The 18,424-nt window shown below is 64.7% G+C and carries 20 protein-coding genes, 1 tRNA gene and 1 pseudogene; 18 read left to right on the forward strand and 4 right to left on the reverse strand.

The genetic code is table 11. The annotated features are described in order from the left end of the window. The 5 genes and pseudogenes from QQS38_RS08810 to trmB form a co-directional block, all read left to right on the forward strand. A pseudogene (locus QQS38_RS08810) lies at positions 1 to 327 on the forward strand (hypothetical protein); the annotation flags it as partial. A 174-nt stretch (positions 328 to 501) separates the two neighbouring features. Next, positions 502 to 576, forward strand: a tRNA-Gly gene (locus QQS38_RS08815). Between the two features lie 88 nt (positions 577 to 664). After that, positions 665 to 1,081: a lysozyme inhibitor LprI family protein gene (locus QQS38_RS08820; RefSeq protein WP_479645003.1), complete on the forward strand. Its 417-nt coding sequence runs from the start codon at positions 665 to 667 to the stop codon at positions 1,079 to 1,081. A 256-nt stretch (positions 1,082 to 1,337) separates the two neighbouring features. Continuing rightward, positions 1,338 to 1,544: a hypothetical protein gene (locus tag QQS38_RS08825; protein ID WP_479645004.1), complete on the forward strand. Its 207-nt coding sequence runs from the start codon at positions 1,338 to 1,340 to the stop codon at positions 1,542 to 1,544. Positions 1,545 to 1,751: 207 nt separating this feature from the next. Beyond that, positions 1,752 to 2,513, forward strand: a complete 762-nt coding sequence (gene trmB / locus QQS38_RS08830) for a tRNA (guanosine(46)-N7)-methyltransferase TrmB (protein WP_479645005.1) — start codon at positions 1,752 to 1,754, stop codon at positions 2,511 to 2,513. 77 nt (positions 2,514 to 2,590) lie between these two features. On the opposite strand, the gene QQS38_RS08835 is transcribed toward trmB, so the two are convergent. Both QQS38_RS08835 and QQS38_RS08840 read right to left on the reverse strand, forming a co-directional pair. Next, the gene (locus QQS38_RS08835) at positions 2,591 to 3,427 is read right to left on the reverse strand and encodes an undecaprenyl-diphosphate phosphatase (protein ID WP_479645006.1); all 837 of its coding nucleotides are present in this window, start codon (positions 3,425 to 3,427) and stop codon (positions 2,591 to 2,593) included. Between the two features lie 67 nt (positions 3,428 to 3,494). Continuing rightward, the gene (locus QQS38_RS08840) at positions 3,495 to 4,088 is read right to left on the reverse strand and encodes a DUF1439 domain-containing protein (RefSeq protein WP_479645007.1); all 594 of its coding nucleotides are present in this window, start codon (positions 4,086 to 4,088) and stop codon (positions 3,495 to 3,497) included. A gap of 103 nt (positions 4,089 to 4,191) precedes the next feature. On the opposite strand from QQS38_RS08840, the gene QQS38_RS08845 reads away from it, so the two are divergent. Next, the gene (locus tag QQS38_RS08845; protein WP_479645008.1) at positions 4,192 to 5,397 is read left to right on the forward strand and encodes an MFS transporter; all 1,206 of its coding nucleotides are present in this window, start codon (positions 4,192 to 4,194) and stop codon (positions 5,395 to 5,397) included. Positions 5,398 to 5,458: 61 nt separating this feature from the next. Here the strand turns inward: QQS38_RS08845 and QQS38_RS08850 are convergent, their stop codons facing one another. After that, positions 5,459 to 6,490, reverse strand: a complete 1,032-nt coding sequence (locus QQS38_RS08850; protein ID WP_479645009.1) for a cation diffusion facilitator family transporter — start codon at positions 6,488 to 6,490, stop codon at positions 5,459 to 5,461. A 139-nt stretch (positions 6,491 to 6,629) separates the two neighbouring features. Then, the gene (locus QQS38_RS08855; RefSeq protein ID WP_479645010.1) at positions 6,630 to 6,893 is read right to left on the reverse strand and encodes a YkgJ family cysteine cluster protein; all 264 of its coding nucleotides are present in this window, start codon (positions 6,891 to 6,893) and stop codon (positions 6,630 to 6,632) included. Between the two features lie 209 nt (positions 6,894 to 7,102). Here QQS38_RS08855 and QQS38_RS08860 point away from each other — a divergent pair, with 209 nt between their 5' ends. From QQS38_RS08860 to ureC, 12 genes are all read left to right on the forward strand, one after another. Beyond that, positions 7,103 to 7,360: a hypothetical protein gene (locus QQS38_RS08860; protein WP_479645011.1), complete on the forward strand. Its 258-nt coding sequence runs from the start codon at positions 7,103 to 7,105 to the stop codon at positions 7,358 to 7,360. 189 nt (positions 7,361 to 7,549) lie between these two features. Beyond that, positions 7,550 to 8,203, forward strand: a complete 654-nt coding sequence (locus tag QQS38_RS08865) for a protein-L-isoaspartate O-methyltransferase family protein (protein ID WP_479645012.1) — start codon at positions 7,550 to 7,552, stop codon at positions 8,201 to 8,203. 72 nt (positions 8,204 to 8,275) lie between these two features. Further along, the gene (locus QQS38_RS08870) at positions 8,276 to 8,599 is read left to right on the forward strand and encodes a rhodanese-like domain-containing protein (protein ID WP_479645013.1); all 324 of its coding nucleotides are present in this window, start codon (positions 8,276 to 8,278) and stop codon (positions 8,597 to 8,599) included. Between the two features lie 372 nt (positions 8,600 to 8,971). After that, positions 8,972 to 10,270 (forward strand): urea ABC transporter substrate-binding protein, encoded by a 1,299-nt coding sequence (urtA, locus tag QQS38_RS08875; RefSeq protein ID WP_479645014.1) that lies wholly within the window; start codon positions 8,972 to 8,974, stop codon positions 10,268 to 10,270. 139 nt (positions 10,271 to 10,409) lie between these two features. Next, positions 10,410 to 12,035 (forward strand): urea ABC transporter permease subunit UrtB, encoded by a 1,626-nt coding sequence (gene urtB / locus QQS38_RS08880; protein WP_479645015.1) that lies wholly within the window; start codon positions 10,410 to 10,412, stop codon positions 12,033 to 12,035. Positions 12,036 to 12,043: 8 nt separating this feature from the next. Beyond that, positions 12,044 to 13,246, forward strand: coding sequence for an urea ABC transporter permease subunit UrtC (urtC, locus tag QQS38_RS08885; protein ID WP_479645016.1), 1,203 nt, complete (start codon positions 12,044 to 12,046; stop codon positions 13,244 to 13,246). 23 nt (positions 13,247 to 13,269) lie between these two features. After that, a complete protein-coding gene (gene urtD, locus QQS38_RS08890; RefSeq protein WP_479645360.1) occupies positions 13,270 to 14,088 on the forward strand; it encodes an urea ABC transporter ATP-binding protein UrtD in 819 nt (272 codons plus the stop codon). Between the two features lie 50 nt (positions 14,089 to 14,138). Beyond that, positions 14,139 to 14,831 carry an urea ABC transporter ATP-binding subunit UrtE gene (gene urtE / locus QQS38_RS08895; RefSeq protein WP_479645017.1) on the forward strand — a complete coding sequence of 231 codons (693 nt, stop codon included), beginning with the start codon at positions 14,139 to 14,141 and terminating at the stop codon, positions 14,829 to 14,831. A gap of 93 nt (positions 14,832 to 14,924) precedes the next feature. Then, on the forward strand, positions 14,925 to 15,800 hold the full coding sequence (locus QQS38_RS08900) for an urease accessory protein UreD (RefSeq protein WP_479645361.1): 876 nt from the start codon (positions 14,925 to 14,927) through the stop codon (positions 15,798 to 15,800). Positions 15,801 to 16,011: 211 nt separating this feature from the next. Beyond that, positions 16,012 to 16,314, forward strand: a complete 303-nt coding sequence (ureA, locus tag QQS38_RS08905) for an urease subunit gamma (RefSeq protein WP_277430127.1) — start codon at positions 16,012 to 16,014, stop codon at positions 16,312 to 16,314. A 19-nt stretch (positions 16,315 to 16,333) separates the two neighbouring features. Then, positions 16,334 to 16,639 (forward strand): urease subunit beta, encoded by a 306-nt coding sequence (locus QQS38_RS08910; protein WP_479645018.1) that lies wholly within the window; start codon positions 16,334 to 16,336, stop codon positions 16,637 to 16,639. A 51-nt stretch (positions 16,640 to 16,690) separates the two neighbouring features. Beyond that, positions 16,691 to 18,397 (forward strand): urease subunit alpha, encoded by a 1,707-nt coding sequence (ureC, locus tag QQS38_RS08915; RefSeq protein WP_479645019.1) that lies wholly within the window; start codon positions 16,691 to 16,693, stop codon positions 18,395 to 18,397. The last annotated feature ends 27 nt before the right edge of the window (positions 18,398 to 18,424 follow it).

Here is an 18,424-nt window from a genome sequence, read left to right on the forward strand (position 1 = left end):
GATGATCCTGCGCAAGCTGCGGCTTTTTTACGCCCTGATTCTCGTCGCTTTGCTTGGCTTCGAAACCGCTACGCCGTCGGCAGCGTGAACTCATTTGCCGAGCAAAATGAATTGTTCAGGGCCGACTCGCTGTACTGGCCGCGCCTTGATCTCGGTCTGTGGGGCCCGGGCCTGCTGCAAGGCATTTTTGGCACCAAGGGATGGATGCGCGAACTTGCGCGCGGGATGGGCGCAATCAAGTCGCCTGCCAAGGCCGCAGCCTCACGCGAAAACGGACGCAAGGGTGGCCGCCCGCGCAAACAAGCTGCGACTCCCTCACACGCGTAACAAAGACGGCTCGGACCACGGGAGCGGCGGCTTCTACGCCCCCTTAATCGGTGGTTCGCCATTAAGCCTAGCGAAGCCACCGCCCCCACCAGCGAGCCATACCAGTTTCGCTACCACCGGCCAAACTCTTGCGCTTGCCATCCGCACCGGAACCCCTGTAAAATTGCCCGTTCTGCGGGCGTCGTATAATGGCTATTACCCTAGCTTCCCAAGCTAGAGACGTGGGTTCGATTCCCATCGCCCGCTCCAGCATTCCCCCCAAGCGCTTCATCCGGAGTCGATAAGCTGCCTCTGATGACGTGAGTCCCCCATGTCGGCGGAAAGACTAGCGAAACGCATGGTGTTGCTGCTCGCCTTGGTATCGGCGTCGGCGGCCGTGCGCGCGGCATCCGGCCCAACACTCACCGAAATATTGGCGAAACGCAGCGGCCTGGCTCCCCAAGAGGTCGCCTCCCTCCTCGCCAGTTGCGACGCCAATCCCACCAGCATGCGGTTCTGCGCCTGGCGCGACCAGCTCATCGCCGAACGCAGGCTTCAGCAGCTCATCGACGAAAAGCGCACCGCATCACCCAAATGTGCTGCCGCGCTCGCCCAAAAGCTCGCCGCCTGGCAAAAACACCGCGATCAAACCTGCAAACAGTCGGCGCAGCGGCAGTGGGGAAGCGGCTCGATGCTCTCGGCCGCAGAAGCGATGTGCCAGACCGACCGCACCAAGCAAATGACGCAGTCCATCTCGGCGAACACCTGCCCCTGAGTCACACCGTCACAGCTCGCCCCGCTTGAAAAACCCGAGGCAGCGCCCATCTATGCCACATGCCGCCCCGCATACGAGCGTTCGCGGCGCCGTTTGGTCTCCGATGGGGCAGTCGCGCGCGCCGCGAAACATCGAGCGCCTTCGTATCATGGATCATGGAATTTCCGGCGCGTGCCGCTGTCGATAGAAGTCCGGCTCTCCCCATTGCCCCCGCTGTCCTCTTCTTGCGCCTTCGACAAAGATGGAACGGTATTTCATGTCACGCACGAGCGCCATCGCGCTCCTAGTCGATACGCGGCGAGTCCTCGCCGCCGACACGCGTGAAACATCGCAGAACACCCCGGCGCGCAATCAGCAATTGCTGCAGGAAGTCGAGCAGCTCCTGCTCAACGTCCGCGTCGGACGTACACGCGAGTTCGACCTCGAATTTCCCACTCGCATCCACGTGATCGTATCCGCCTGAACAACGCTCGGGCGCCCTCCATTCCACGTCATCCAGCAACGCCGAACAGGCCCTCCCTCGCTGAAATCTCACGGCCGCCGCGCACTCGTCTACAATCTCGCCCACGCCACGCCGGCCATGCGCCGGCCCGCGCCCGACACGCAAGCCGCCCGCACTGGCGGCTTTTTTCACGTGGCGGCTGCCGATGTTTTCGACTGTTAGAGCACCATGAGTCACGATCCGAACGAAACGGGCTTGCCGCCCGAAGCCCCCGGCACCGAGGAATCGAGCCAATCCAGCGCCGAAGGCACCCCCGCCTTTCGGCGCCGCATTCGCAGCTTTGTGACGCGCGCCGGCCGCGTATCGACAGGCCAGCGCCGCGCACTCGACGAACTAGGCCCGCGCTTTCTCGTACCCTACGCGCCCAGCCCCGCCGACTGGGACGCCCAGTTCGGCCGCCACGCGCCGCGCGTGCTCGAGATCGGGTTCGGCATGGGTGCGTCCACGGCGGAAATCGCGGCCGCGCGCCCCAACGACGATTTCATCGGCGTCGAAGTGCACGAGCCCGGCGTGGGCGCGCTGCTCAAGCTGATCGGCGAGCAGCAACTGACGAACATTCGGATCATTCAGCACGACGCGGTGGAAGTGCTCGAACATATGATCGAGCCCGGCACGCTCGACGGCGTGCACGTTTTCTTCCCGGACCCTTGGCACAAGGCTCGACACCACAAGCGCCGCCTCATTCAACCCGCGTTTGTCGCGCTCTTGGCATCGCGCCTGAAACCGGGCGCCTATCTGCATTGCGCGACCGACTGGCAGAACTACGCCGAGCAAATGCTCGAAGTGCTTTCGGCAGAGCCCTCGCTCGAGAACACGGCCGAAGGCTACGCGCCCAGGCCCGAGTACCGGCCCGTGACGAAGTTCGAGCGACGCGGGCTGCGGCTCGGCCACGGCGTTTGGGATCTCGTCTTCAAGCGGCGCGCGCAGTAACTACGCCCTGCGCTTCGCGTTCCGCATCTGCAAGACTATGCGGAACCCGCAGCGTAAGCGGGCCCGGTCGTGCAATGCTATGCGCCCCAATTGAGCGCGTCGCCATAGCCGATCACCAGCACGATCATCCCGAACGCGATGCGGTACCAAGCGAACGCGGTGAAGTCGTGCGTGGCCAAGTACCGCAACAACCAACGCACGCAGATGAAGGCGCTGACGAACGCCGCCACCGTACCGATCGTCAACACCTCGGCCATATCGACGAACGCGGCGCCGCGATGCTTGGCCAGTTCGTAAAGCGTTGCGCCGCCGATCACGGGAATCGCCAGGAAAAACGAAAACTCCGTCGCCACGCGCCGGTCGACGCCGAGCAGCATGGCCCCGATGATCGTCGAGCCGGAGCGCGAGACGCCCGGAATCAACGCGCAACATTGTGCGACCCCCACCTTGAGCGCATCGAGCGGCGCCAATTCCTCGAGCGCTTGCACGCGCGCGGGCGCGCCGTTGCGACGGCGCTCGCGCGCTTGCGCCCAGAGGATCACGATGCCCCCCGTCACGAGCGCGAAGGCGACCGGGACCGGCGCGAACAACGCGTCCTTGATGACCGCTTCGAACGTCAGCCCAAGCGCGACCGCCGGAATCGTGGCAATGACGACGTTCAGCGCAAAGCGCCGCTGCGTCGCATCGGTCCACACGCCCGCGGCCACGCGGCCGATGCGCCGCCGGTACTCCCAGCAGACCGCGAGGATGGCGCCGAATTGAATGACGACGTGGAAAGTCTTCGCGCCATCGCCGCCGAAGTTGAGCAAGCTGCCGGCCACGATCAAGTGCCCCGTGCTCGAAACGGGAAGAAATTCGGTCAGCCCTTCGACGATGCCGAGGATCAACGCCTTGCCGATCAATACCAAGTCCATCGGTGCCCTCTTTGGAAACGCGAGAGGGCGGCGGTGACGTGCGCAGCCCCTCGCGGCCGCGCACACGTCATTTTTCGACGATTTGCACGCGTATGCCGTTTGTAAGGATTGTGATTGTACCGGGTTCGAAGTTCACGCCGGCAAACTGCAATTGCTCGGGCTTGAACGTGTAGAGCGCGTAGCCGTCGAGCCACTGCGCGGCGGCCAGGGCGCCGGCCGCCTCGATCTGCTGGCGGTATGCTCGCGCCTCGCCGCCCACATCGACACGCTCGACATCGGGCGAACGCAAGACGACGGCATGACTCGCGTCGTCGTACTCGAGCCGGCTCGACAACAAGAAAGCGCCATCGACCGGTTGCTGCAGAAACGGGCTTTCCACGTGGGCGTCGACATGCACCGTCACACGGTTCCGATCCGGCTCGAAGCCGACGACAGGGTTCGTCAACGCCACGTCGAACAATTGCGACACCGTGCGCCGGTAGGGAAACTTGCGCCCAACGGCCGTCTGCACCTGCTCGCGCGAGAACGTGTAGTGGTCTGGAATGAATGGAAATGTCGGGGTCGCGCATGCCGCGAGCGACACGCCCAGGCTAGCGCCAGCGACGGCCGCGCAAGCCAAACCCAACAACCGGCGCCGACGGGGCGAAACTGCGTACGGCATGCATGAACCTCCAACTGGACTGCTAGTATCGAAATCAGCTTGCCATTTTATGCCGTCGCGACATGTCGAGCGCGAGAACGAGCCACTAGCCCCATCGCCCCCGATGCAAAACAAATCCGAACTGAGCATTCTTCGACAAATTCCACGCACCGTTTGGGTGCTCGGCTGCGTCAGCCTCCTGATGGACGTCTCGTCGGAGTTGATCCACAGTTTGTTGCCGATGTTCCTGATGGCAGGCCTAGGCGCCAGCGCGGCGACGATCGGCGTGATCGAAGGCGTCGCCGAAGCGACTTCGCCCATCGTCAAAGTGTTTTCAGGCGCGCTCAGCGACTACCTCGCCAACCGCAAATGGCTAGCCGTCGCCGGATACGGCCTCGGTGCGCTGAGCAAGCCGCTGTTCGCGTTGGCGCCCGGTATCGGCGTCGTGGTCGCCGCGCGTCTCATGGACCGCGTCGGCAAAGGCATTCGCGGTGCGCCGCGCGACGCACTGGTGGCCGACGTAACGCCCCCGAGCCTGCGCGGCGCAGCCTTCGGGTTGCGCCAGGCGCTCGATACGGTAGGCGCGTTTCTCGGCCCGCTCTTGGCCGCCCTCGCGATGCTCCTGTGGGCGGACAACTTTCGGCGGGCGTTCTGGCTCGCGGTGATTCCCGCCGCACTCTGCGTCGCGTTGCTGACGCTGGCTGTCGAAGAACCCGCGCACGCGCGCGGCGCCAAACGCATCAATCCCATCCGCCGGGAAAGCCTCGCCAAGCTCGGCAGGGACTACTGGTGGGTGACCCTCGTGGGCGCCGTCTTCTCCCTGGCGCGCTTTAGCGAGGCGTTCCTCGTGCTGCGCGCCATGGGAAGCGGCATGCATCTCGCGCTGGTGCCGCTCGTCATGGTGGCGATGAACGTCGCCTACGCGCTATCCGCATTCCCCTTCGGGAAACTTGCCGACAAAGTCAGTCATACGCGGCTCTTGATCGCAGGCCTGGCCGTGCTCGTCGCCGCCGATGTCGTCTTGGCACACGGCAGTCATTGGAGCGTCATCTTCGCGGGCGTCGCACTGTGGGGCCTGCACATGGGCATGACGCAGGGGCTGTTGGCCACCATGGTCGCCGATACCGCGCCCGCGCAATTGCGCGGCACGGCGTTCGGCATGTTCAATTTGCTGACCGGCCTCGTCACGCTCGTGTCGAGCATGCTCGCCGGCGCGCTTTGGGATCGCATGGGCGCAGCCGCCACCTTCTATGCGAGCGCAGCGTTTTGCCTCTGCACCATCGGGCTTCTGCTGTCGCGCCGCAGCCGGCCGCCGGTGCGCGCCGCGTAGCGAGCGGCCCGAGCGGATCGGCCCGCGGAACGGTTTCGCCCGCGCCGGCCGTTAGTGGTCGTTAGTGGCAGTTCCTGGCGCCCGCCCGGGTTTGGTCGTGACCGTGCGTGTCGACGCAGAAATCCTCTTCGATTTGCACGGTGACGTGAGCGATGTCGAAGCGCTCGGCGAGCCTGCGCTGAACTGCCGTCACGACGTCGCGAGCGATCGCGCCTTCCGTCGGATGGACATGCAACGTCAGCAAGTGCTGCTCGCCCGTGATGGACCACGCGTGAATGTGGTGGGCGTCTTGCACTTCGGCCAGGTTCGCTTCCAAGTCGGCCTTGATCTCGGCCAAGCTCAGGCCCTCGGGCGTGCCTTCGAGCAAAATATGCGCGGAGGCCTTGACGATTCCCCAGGCACTGCGAAGCACCACGACCGCGACGAACACCGACAACAATGGGTCGATCGGCGTCCAACCGGTTAGCAAAATCACGCCCGCGGCAGCGATGGCAGCTACCGAACTCAGCATGTCGCCAAGGACATGCAGCCACGCGCCGCGCAGGTTCAGGTTTTGTCGATTGCCGCCGTGCAGCACTAGAAACGCGGCGATATTGGAGACGAGCCCCATGACGGCGACGACCAGCATCATGCCGCCGGCGACCTGCACCGGTGCGAAGAACCGCTGGATCGCCTCGACGATGATCCACCCCGCAATGACGAACAGCGCACAGCCGTTGACGAATGCGGCCAAGATCTCGAGCCGCTTGTATCCGTACGAGAGCTGCGCCGTTGCCGGGCGGCGGCCGTAGTGCATGGCCGCCCAACTGAATCCCAGCGCGGTGGCGTCGCTCACCATATGTCCCGCATCGGCGAGCAGTGCGAGGGATCCCGACATCAAGCCGCCCACCACCTCGACCAGCATGAAAGCGGCTGTGATGAGGAACGCCCAGCCGATGCGCCGCTGATCCATCACACCATGCAAGTGATTGTGACCCGCGTGCCCGTGGCCGTGGCTATGCCCGGCATGGTCGTGACCGTGGTCATGTTCGTGCGAATGCGCGTGTCCCCGATGAGGGTGCGCGTGATCGTCGTCGTGGTGGTTGTGCGCCATGAAAAAACCCGGTCCGTCCGGCAAGAAAACGACATTATGGCCCGCCGCAGTCGCTAGCCGTCGATGGCGTGCATCGAAGCGTGCATCGCGCCAGCGGAAACATTGCGCGGCTCGGCCCTGTACACCCTACGATACGCGCTCACTCGCGCTCGGGAACCGTGTCCAATTCCATTCGTTCGAGCCAGAGCAGCGCATGCTCGCGGGTCGCGCCGCACATCTCTTCGCTCGCTCCCAGTGAGCCGCATACAGCGGGTCTATCGGCTCGCCCGAAGATCAGGCACCGCTCGTCGTCGCCAAGCTGGACGCACCGAACCCCCGCAGGCTTGCCTTGCGGCATGCCGGGAATGGGGCTCGAGATCGAGGGGGCGATGCAGCATGCGCCGCAACCGGGGCGACAATTCATGGGTGCCGTGGCTCGGGGATCGGTATCATTCGGCCCTCATCGGAACGCAAACGGAAGCGCAACGTAGGCCGAACAAAGCGCTAGCGTACCCGCTTCGGCCGTTGCATACCATCGAAGCCTGGCCCAGCCTCACTTCGCGACGTGCGACTTGGTAAAGTACGCGTTCACCTACGTTCTGTACGCTCGACGACAACTTTGAGGTATCCAGCATGCGCAGTACGCGCGCCATTTCCGCAGTAGAAAGGCTCAAGCAGCGCACCGGCAATCCCCACTACGCCGCAATCGGCCTTTCCGGCGGCCTCTTCCGCTTGGTCGACCGGGCGAGCGGGGCCGAGTCGCCGCTCTCGGAGCCGCTTCCGCTCGATGCGTTCGTCGCCTTCGTCGACGCCGTCTCGCCGGCCAAACCCAAGCGCGTGAGCAAGCTCGACGTCGCGTTCGAGGCGCAGATCAAACGCAGCAAGCGCTAGCCCACAGCGTCCAGTACTCGACGCCACACGCCGCAGCACCGCGACACACTGCACGAGCGTCCGATGGGCTTGCGCGAGCGACCAAATGCGCGCGCGAACGCCCGACCTACGCGGTTTGGTACAATTTAAAAGTTTCTCTCGCCTATTTCATCCCGCACGAACCGCTACGTCCAAGTCCGTCAAGTCGCCATGAACATCGAGCAAGCCCGTTTCAACATGATCGAACAACAAATTCGCCCCTGGGACGTGCTGGACCAGGACGTGCTGAATCTGCTGTCGGTCGTCAAGCGCGAAAACTTCGTTCCCGCCGCCTATCGCGACATCGCCTTCGCCGATCTGGAAGTGCCCTTGCCCGCGGGCGAGCACATGCTCTTCCCGCGCGTCGAGGCCCGCGTGCTGCAGGAACTGGCCGTCAAGAGGCATGAGACCGTGCTCGAAATCGGCGCGGGGTCGGGCTTCATGGCCGCCCTGCTGGCTCACCGCGCCCGTCACGTGCTGACCGTGGACATCAAGCCGGAGCTGGCCGAACTCGCCAAGCGCAACCTGGCCGGAAACGGCGTGACGAATGCCGAAGTCGCGCTAGGCGACGGCGCGCGCGGCTGGCCCGCCGCCGCGCCCTACGATGTCATCTGCGTGTCGGGCGGCCTGCCGGTGCTGCCGCAGGAAATGCTCGAACAGTTGAAGGTCGGCGGCCGCCTGGCCGCCTTCGTCGGTACCGCGCCCGTCATGAAAGCCCAGATCATCACGCGCATCGACGAAAAACAGTTCCGCGTAGCCGACGTGTTCGAAACCTATGTCGAACCTCTCGTGAACGCCGTGCAACCGCCGCGCTTCAAGTTCTAAGCTGCCCCAATCGGCGCGGCCGCAGGGTCGCGCCGCCCCGCCTCGCTCGATCTTTTCCAACGACTCTTCGCCATGCAAAACCTGACCGCGCCCGACCTCGCACAATGGCTGGCCGATACGTCGCGCCCCGCCCCGGTGCTGCTCGACGTACGTGAGCCATGGGAAATCGCGACGGCGCATATCGCCGGCTGCGTCGACATTCCGATGCGGGACATCCCCGCGCGCAGCGAAGAACTCGACGACGAAGCGCTGATCGTTTGCATCTGCCATCACGGCGCGCGCAGCGCGAACGTCGCCATGTTCCTCGAAGGGCGCGGCTTCAAGCACGTGTTCAATCTGCAAGGCGGCATCGATGCGTGGTCACGTCAAGTCGACCCGAAGGTGCCGCTGTACTGATGACTGAACCAACGTGCTGAACTAGCGCGCTCCACTACCGCGTTGCACCCAGCCGCGGCATAGGCATCATCGAAGAGTCGACCAAACCCGGTTCGGCGCCCACCGCTGCCCGCGGTTCACCAAAATGGCTCGCCCCGCTCATTGGCGGCGCACCACGCACCAAGCTCGCCCCTCGCCACGGTGCAGCCGGTCCGCGCACCACGCGCGTGAACCGCGCGCAGCCTGACGCGGCCTAGCGACGCATCCCTTGGCATACCCCTTGCAACGCTCGGCGGCCCGCGCGCATGTCCTGTGCATCGCATCGATGCCATCAGCACGCGCTGCGCGGCTCACTCCAATAAACGCAAGTTCAGCACCGGCAAGGGGAAGCACATGAAACGTCGTAGCTTGTTGAAGCTCGGTTCGCTCTCCGGCGCGCTCGCGCTCGCGGGACAAAGCCCGTTGGTTCGCGCGCAATCGTCGAGCGGTCCGATCAAGGTGGGCATCTTGCATTCGCTGTCGGGGACGATGGCGATCTCGGAAACGTCGCTCAAAGACACGGCGCTCATGACGATCGCCGACATCAACAAGAACGGCGGCGTCATGGGCCGTCAGATTCAACCCGTGGTGGTCGATCCGGCATCGAATTGGCCGCTGTTCGCGGAGAAAGCGCGGCAACTGCTGACGCAAGACAAAGTGGCTTGCGTATTCGGCTGCTGGACTTCGGTGTCGCGCAAATCGGTCTTGCCCGTCTTCGAAGAATTGAACGGCTTGCTCTATTACCCGGTGCAATACGAAGGCGAAGAAATGTCGCGCAACGTGTTCTACACGGGCGCCGCGCCGAATCAACAGGCCATTCCCGCCGTCGAATATCTGATGAGCCCCGAGGGCGGCGGCGCCAAGCGCTTCTTCTTGCTCGGCACCGACTACGTCTATCCGCGCACCACCAATAAAATCTTGCGCGCCTTCCTGCATGCGAAGGGCGTCAAGGACGCCGACATCCAAGAGGTCTACACGCCGTTCGGCCACAGCGATTATCAAACGATCGTCGCCAACATCAAGGCGTTCGCCCAGGGCGGCAAGACCACCGTGGTCTCGACCATCAACGGCGATTCGAACGTGCCCTTCTACAAGGAACTCGGCAACCAAGGGCTCAAAGCCACCGATGTGCCCGTCGTCGCGTTCTCGGTGGGCGAAGAAGAGCTGCGCGGCATCGACACGAAACCGCTCGTCGGCCATCTCGCGGCGTGGAATTACTTCATGTCGGTCAAAGGCCCGTCGAATGCGAAGTTCAAGAAGCAATGGGCCGAATGGGTCGCTGCGCAAAACCTGCCCGGCGGCACGAAGCGCGTGACGAACGATCCGATGGAAGCGACGTTCGTCGGCATCCATATGTGGAAGCAAGCGGTCGAAAAGGCCAAGAGCACCGACGTGGACAAAGTGCGCGCCGCCATGATCGGGCAAACGGTCGCCGCGCCGTCGGGCTTCACGCTGTCGATGGACGGCAATCATCACTTGCACAAGCCGGTCATGATCGGCGAGATCCGGGCGGATGGGCAATTCAACGTCGTCTGGCAAACGAAGACTGCGATCCGTGCTCAGCCTTGGAGCCCGTTCATCGCAGGCAATCAAGGCAAGCCCGACGTCGTCAGTTCGATTCGCGAGTTCCTGCGTCGCCGGCAAGTCGCGTAGACCAAGGCAACGCCCGTTCGAGCCGCGCATTGAGCGCGGCATTCTCACGCGCCATTGCGCGCGGCTTGCCCGTACCAGTTCACCTCGGGCTCGCTGCCGCGCATCGGTGCTATCGCGTCGTTGCTCTTGGCCTTGACTCATGAACCGATCCCCTCGCCGCGGCTTCGTCGTCGCAGCGCTGTCTTGCTCGCTGATTTGCTCGCTGCTCGCGCCCACGGCGTTCGCGCTCACGTCCGCCGACGTCGCCCCGCTGGCGGGCGACGATTTCAACGCCAAAGCGACCGCTATCGATTCTCTGACGGCCGCGCACGATCCCGCCGCGCTCACGCTACTCGATGGGCTTGCCGATGATCGGGTGTTGGCGACGAGCACCGGCCAAGTGCTGATACAAGCCGCCGGCGACGACACTCATGCGCGCGACGCCGTCTCCGGCAAGCCGGCCGAGATCGGCGACGCGCAGCCCGTCATGCTCAACAATCTGCTGCGCGGCAAAGTCGCGCGTGCGCTGGCGGGCCTGCGCCTCGCCTCCCCCGACCCGGCGATTCGGCGCGCCGCCATCGATGCGCTGCTCGCCAACCCCAATGCGTCGATGAAGCCATTCGTCGAAGCCGCCCGCGCCAAAGAAACGGACCCCGCGCTCAAGCGGCGGCTCGATGCGCTATGGGCGACGACCGCGCTCACCGATCCCGATCCGGCCAAGCGCCTCGAAGCGGTGGAGCTCGTGGCAGCACGCCACGACCTCGATTTCTACCCGCTGCTGCGACCGCTCGTGGCCACGCGCGCGGACGGCAGTTTCGTCGAGCCCGATGCGCGCGTGCGCGCCGCCGCACAGCGCGGCATCGACGCGCTCGACGCCATCGAACGCAACAGCCGGATCGCGGGCACGCTGTTCGCCGGAATTTCGCTCGGCAGCGTGCTATTGCTCGCGGCGCTCGGGCTCGCCATCACCTATGGCGTGATCGGCGTGATCAACATGGCGCACGGCGAATTTCTGATGATCGGCGCCTATGCCACCTACCTCGTGCAGAACGCGTTTCGACACTACGCGCCGGGCGCCTTCGATTGGTATCCGCTCGCCGCCGTGCCCGCCTCGTTCCTCGCCGCGGCCGGTGTGGGCGTCGTGCTCGAGCGGCTCGTGCTCAAACGCCTCTACGGCCGGCCGCTCGAGACGCTGCTGACGACGTTCGGCGCGAGCCTCGTGCTGATGCAAGCCACCCGCACGCTCTTCGGCGCGCAAAACGTCCAAGTCGCGAACCCCGCATGGATGACCGGCGGCATCACGGTCATGCAGAACTTGATCTTGCCGTACAACCGCATCGTCATCCTGGCGTTTTCCTTGGCGGTCGTGGCCATCGCGTGGGGCGTGCTCACGCGCACGCGGCTGGGGTTGTTCGTGCGCGCCGTCACGCAAAACCGCTCGATGGCCGCCTGCGTCGGCGTCAAGACCGCTTTCATCGATTCCTATGCGTTCGCATTCGGCGCGGGCATCGCGGGCCTGGGCGGCTGCGCGCTTTCGCAAATCGGCAACGTCGGCCCCGATCTAGGCCAAAGCTATATCGTCGATTCGTTCATGGCCGTCGTGCTCGGCGGCGTCGGGCAACTCGCGGGCACGGTGCTCGGCAGCTTCGGCCTCGGCATTCTGATGAAAGCGATCGAGCCGTTCTGGGGCGCGGTGCTCGCGAAAATCGCCGTACTCGTGTTGATCGTCCTATTCATTCAAAAGCGTCCGCAAGGGTTGTTCGCCTTGAAGGGACGCAGCGCATGAGGCCCACGATGCAAACGCTCCCCCCTTCCACGGCGGCGCAGGAGGTGCATGCGCCGCACGCGCCGTTGGCGCCGTTGGCGCCGGCTCAACCGAGAGCCACAGGACCGACGCTCGCGCTGCCCGAGCGTCGCGCCTTGCTCTCGCGCCGCGCATGGATCGCGCTCGTGGCCCTCGTGCTCGCGGTGGGCTGCGGCGCGCCGCTTGCCGCGCTCGTGTTGCCCGAATCGAGCGCGTTTCATCTATCGGCCTATGCATTGACGATCGGCGGCAAGTTCATGTGCTATGCGATTGCCGCGCTCGCGCTCGATCTGGTGTGGGGATACTGCGGCATTTTGAGTTTGGGCCACGGCTTGTTCTTCGCCCTGGGCGGCTACGCCATCGGCATGTATCTGATGCGCGCGATCGGACACGACGGCGTGTACGGCAGCGAACTGCCCGACTTCATGGTGTTTCTGAATTGGCACGCGCTGCCGTGGTTTTGGCGCGGCACGGAACATCTCTGGTACGCGCTATCGTTGGTCCTGCTCGTACCGGCGCTGCTGGCGTGGACGTTCGGCTTCTTCGCATTTCGTTCGGGCGTGCAAGGCGTCTATCTCTCGATCATCACCCAAGCGCTCACGTACGCCGCCATGCTGCTGTTCTATCGCAACGAAACGGGCTTTGGCGGCAACAACGGCTTCACCGATTTCAAGCGCATCGCGGGCTTTTCGATCGCGCAACCCGCCACGCGCGTCACCTTGTTTCTGCTGACGTTCGCGACGCTCGTACTTGCCTTCCTCGGTGCGCGAGCGATCGTCACCTCCAAGCTGGGGCGCATCGTCACCGCCATGCGCGATAGCGAAACCCGCCTCATGTTTCTAGGCTATAGCCCGCTCGCGTACAAGCTGTTCGTGTGGACGATCTCGGCAATGCTGTGCGCGATAGCAGGTGCGTTGTACGTGCCGCAGGTGGGGATCATCAATCCGAGCGAGATGTCACCGGCCAATTCGATCGAAATGGCGATCTGGGTCGCCGTAGGAGGACGCGGCACACTCGTCGGGCCGATTGCGGGCGCGGTCGTGGTCAATGCGGCGCGCAGCCTCTTCACGGCGTACCTGCCCGAATATTGGCTGTTCTTCCTCGGTGCGCTGTTCGTCGCGGTGCCGCTCGCGCTGCCGCGCGGCCTGGTCGGTTTGGCGCTGGCGGCACTCGGCAAGGGAGAGCGGCAATGAGCGGCACGTCTCACGAATTGTCGATGAACGATGCACCGCCGGCCGGCGACGCGCCGATGGCCCATGTGCTCGAACGCGGGACCATCGATATCACGCACGGCACGATCCTCTATCTCGACGACGTGACGGTCAGCTTCGACGGCTTTCGCGCGCTGAACGGACTATCGTTGACGCTCGACGCGGGCGAGCTGCGCTGCGTGATCGGACCCAACGGCGCGGGGAAGACGACGATGATGGACGTCATCACGGGCCGCACCCGCCCCGATAGCGGCCGCGCGTTTCTCGGCCAGACACTCGATCTCACGCGCATGGACGAGCCGACGATCGCCCGCGCCGGCATCGGCCGCAAGTTTCAGAAACCCACCGTGTTCGAGCAACACCCTGTATGGGAGAACCTCGAGCTCGCGATGAAAACCGACAAGCGTTGGCACGCTTCGCTGCGGGCGAAGTTGACCGCCGCCGCGCAGTACCGCATCGAAGAAACGCTCGCAATGATCGGCCTCGAGCGCGAGGCGCGCAAGCCGGCAGGCGTGCTCTCGCACGGGCAAAAGCAACGCCTCGAGATCGGGATGCTGCTGATGCAACAGCCAGCCCTGCTGCTCCTGGACGAACCGGCAGCCGGGATGACCGACGACGAAACGATGGCGCTGGCCGCCTTGCTCGATCGTTTGCGCGGCACTTGCTCGATGATCGTCGTCGAGCACGACATGGAATTCGTCGCCGCGCTAGCAGGCGCAAGATCGCGCGTCACGGTGATGGCCGAAGGCCGCGTGCTCGCGCAGGGCACGCTGGACGAAGTCAAGCGCGACGAGACCGTCATCGAATCGTATCTCGGCCGTTGACGGCCTTCGATGCCGCTCCCCACACGACCGCATCAACGAGGACAGCTTCAATGCTCGATGTGACCGGACTCAATCAGTTCTACGGCGGCAGCCACATTTTGCGCGACGTCACGATGCACGTTCCGCAGGGCTCGCTCACCGTCCTGCTCGGCCGCAACGGCGTGGGCAAGACGACCTTGATGCGCTGCCTCATGGGCCTCGTGCGCGTCAAGAGCGGCACGATCGCCTGGGGCGGCGAGTCGCTCGATGCGCTCGCCCCGCCCGCGCGGGTGGCGCGCGGCATCGCCTACGTGCCGCAGGGCCGCGAGATCTTCGCGCGCTTGAGCGTGGAGGAAAACCTGCTGGTCGGTGCGGCGAGCAAGCGCGGCGTCTCACGCGTTCCCGAGCGGATCTACAGCCTCTTTCCCGTGCTCGAGCATATGCGCAAGCGGCGCGGCGGCGACCTATCGGGCGGACAACAGCAACAGCTCGCGATCGGTCGCGCGCTCATGAGCGAGCCGCGGCTTTTGATTCTGGACGAACCTACCGAGGGTATTCAACCGTCGGTCATTCAGGAGATCGGGCGAACGCTGCGCAAGCTCGTCGACGAAACGGGGATGACCGTGCTGCTAGTCGAGCAGTATTACGACTTCGCCAAAGCGCTCGCCGATCAATACTGGGTCATGCGCCGCGGCGAAATCGTGGCGAGCGGCGCGGGCTCGGAGATGGACGCGCGCGGCGTGCGCGAGATGATCGCCGTCTAACCGGCGCCGGTGCTATGCTCGACCCCATTCATCCGCGCGCCTGTCCGACGCCCAACGCATCTCATGTCTGCTCCGGTACTTCATCAGGCCTCGATGCCGTCGACGGCCGCGCTCGGCAGCGCCCCTCCCGCGCACGATCGCAACGGCTGGCAGGCGCACCTTGCACTCGGCTTCGAACACCGCGCCGCGCGCACGACGCTCGCGCATCGTCTGCATTCAGGCCCGCTGCGCGTGCAAAAACCGCTCTACCCCGAGGGCGAAGCGATCTGTCACGCCGTCATCGTTCATCCGCCCGGCGGCGTTGCGGGCGGCGATGCACTATCGATCGACGTTTCGCTGGGCGCGGGCGCTCATGCGGCATTGACCACCCCCGGCGCGACGAAGTGGTACAAGGCCAACGGCCGCCTCGCGCGCCAGCGCATCGACATCACGCTCGGCGCGCACGCGAAGCTCGATTGGCTGCCGCAAAACAACATCGTGTTCGACGCCGCGCAGATCGCGCTCGACTTTACCTTGACGCTTACCGAAGGGGCGACGGCGCTTGGCTGGGACGCGACGCAGCTTGGCCGCATCGCCGCGGGCGAGCGTTGGGCTACCGGGGCCTTGTCGAGCACGGCGCGCATCCTCGGCCCTTCGGGCGACCCGCTATGGTTCGAGCGCGCCGAATTGACGGCCGACGATCCGCTGCGTACCGCACGCCAAGGACTCGCAGGCTTTCCCGTATACGGCACGCTATGGGCCGTGGGCCCCGCGTGCAACGAAACGCTTGCCGAAACGCTCGCACAGCAGCTTCCGTTCGACGATGCGCAACGCGCCGGGGTGTCCTGCATCACCGACGGCGTGCTGATCGTGCGCGCGCTCGCCCATTCGATGGAAGCGCTACAGCACACCTTGACGCAATGCTGGCTCGCACTGCGTCCGGTGGTTCACGGCGTCGCCGCGAGGCCGCTGCGGCTTTGGCGTACTTGAGCGAGCGCTGTCGATGCCGTAGCGCACCCGCGCCCGTCGGTTCGATGCATTTACACGATGGACAACGGCGCACCGCATCGCTGTGCCTGCCTAAACATAGCCCTGCCATTTGCCGCACGGCGACGCGGTGCTACGATGATCGCGTCCTGGCCGATCGCGCGCAGGGCTGCCCCATCTTTCAACGACATTACGTTATCGAGCGCCGCGCGCCATGAAACTGACGCCCAGAGAAAAAGACAAGCTGCTCATATTCACGGCGGCGCTGCTTGCCGAACGCCGCCGCGCACGCGGTTTGAAATTGAACTACCCGGAAGCGGTCGCGTTCATTTCCGCGGCGCTGATGGAAGCGGCGCGCGACGGCAAGACCGTGGCCGAAGTCATGCACTACGGCACGACGCTGCTCTCGCGCGACGACGTCATGGAGGGCGTGCCCGAAATGATTGCCGAGATCCAGATCGAAGCGACGTTCCCCGACGGTACGAAGCTCGTCACCGTCCACCATCCGATTCCTTGAGCATGTCGTTGAGGCGCCTATGATTCCCGGTGAAATCCTGACCGAAGACGGCGAAATCGAACTGAATGCGGGCCGCGACACGCGCACCGTCACCGTCGCCAATACGGGCGATCGCCCCGTGCAGGTCGGCTCGCATTACCACTTCTACGAGGCCAACGCGGCGCTCTCGTTCGATCGAGAGCAGGCGCGCGGCTTTCGCTTGAACATCGCCGCGGGCACGGCCGTGCGCTTCGAGCCGGGGCAGTCGCGCACGGTCGAACTCGTCGCACTGGCGGGAGCGCGCGCGGTGTACGGCTTCAACGGCAAGGTCATGGGTCCGCTCTAAGCGGGCCCGCTGATCGCCTTTCGGCGCAATTACTTCGGACTACGAATCGTCATGACATTACGGATCGGCCGCCGCGCCTACGCGGAAATGTTCGGGCCCACGACGGGCGACCGTATTCGGCTCGCCGACACCGAGCTTCTGATCGAAATCGAACGCGACCTCACCGTCTACGGCGAAGAAGTGAAATTCGGCGGCGGCAAGGTGATTCGCGACGGCATGGGCCAATCGCAACGCGTCGCGAGCGACGTGGCCGATACCGTCGTGACCAACGCCGTGATTCTCGATCATTGGGGCATCGTCAAGGCCGACATCGCGATCAAGAACGGGCGCATCGCCGCGATCGGCAAGGCCGGCAACCCCGACATCCAACCGGGCGTGACCATTGCGATCGGCGCGGCGACGGAGATCATCGCCGGCGAAGGGCTGATCGTGACGGCGGGCGGCGTCGACACGCACATCCACTTCATTTGCCCGCAGCAGATCGAGGAAGCGCTGGCCTCGGGCGTGACGACCATGCTCGGCGGCGGCACCGGCCCGGCCACCGGCACGAATGCGACCACCTGCACGCCCGGCCCGTGGCACCTCGAACGCATGCTGCAGGCGGCCGACGGCTGGCCGATGAACCTGGGCTTTCTCGGCAAAGGCAACACGAGCCTGCCCGATCCGCTCGTCGAACAAATCGCGGCCGGTGCGATCGGCTTGAAGCTGCACGAGGACTGGGGCTCGACGCCGGCTGCGATCGACAACTGCTTGAGCGTGGCCGACGCCACCGACACGCAGGTGGCGATCCACACCGATACGTTGAACGAAGCGGGCTTCGTCGAAGCCACCGTGGCCGCGTTCAAAGGGCGCACGATTCACACGTATCACACCGAAGGCGCGGGCGGCGGCCACGCCCCCGACATCATCAAGGTTTGCGGCGAAGCGAACGTATTGCCATCGTCGACGAATCCGACGCGCCCCTACACCATCAACACGCTCGACGAACATCTCGACATGCTGATGGTCTGCCATCACTTGGACCCTTCTATCGCGGAGGATCTTGCTTTCGCCGAATCGCGCATTCGCCGCGAGACGATCGCGGCCGAGGACATCCTGCACGATCTCGGCGCCCTTTCGATGCTCTCCTCCGATTCCCAAGCGATGGGCCGCGTGGGCGAAGTCATCATCCGCACGTGGCAGACGGCCCACAAAATGAAGACCCAACGCGGGCCGCTGCCGCAAGACGGGTCGCGCAACGACAATTTCCGCGCCAAGCGCTACGTCGCGAAGTACACGATCAACCCGGCCATCACGCACGGCATCGCCCATGAAGTCGGTTCGATCGAAGCGGGCAAGTGGGCCGACCTCGTGTTCTGGGAGCCTGCGTTCTTCGGCATCAAGCCCACGATGATTTTGAAGGGCGGGATGATCGCGCTCGCGCAGATGGGCGACCCCAACGCCTCGATCCCGACGCCGCAGCCCGTACATTACCGCGAGATGTTCGCCACGCGCGGCGCCGCGCTCGCGCGAACCTCGCTGACGTTCGTTTCGCAAATGGCGGCCGATAACGGCATTGCCGAGCGCTATGGCCTGCAAAAACGCGTCGTGCCCGTGCGCGGATGCCGCGCCGTATCGAAGGCCGATATGGTGCACAACGCATGGCAGCCGGCGATCAGCGTCGACCCCGAGACGTACGAGGTCGTGGCCGACGGCGAAACGCTGACCTGCGAGCCCGCCACCGTGTTGCCGATGGCGCAGCGCTATTTTTTGTTTTGACGCGCGACGACGCGAAACTTCCCTGTA

The sequence above is a fragment of the Trinickia sp. Z7 genome (genome assembly GCF_056498045.1).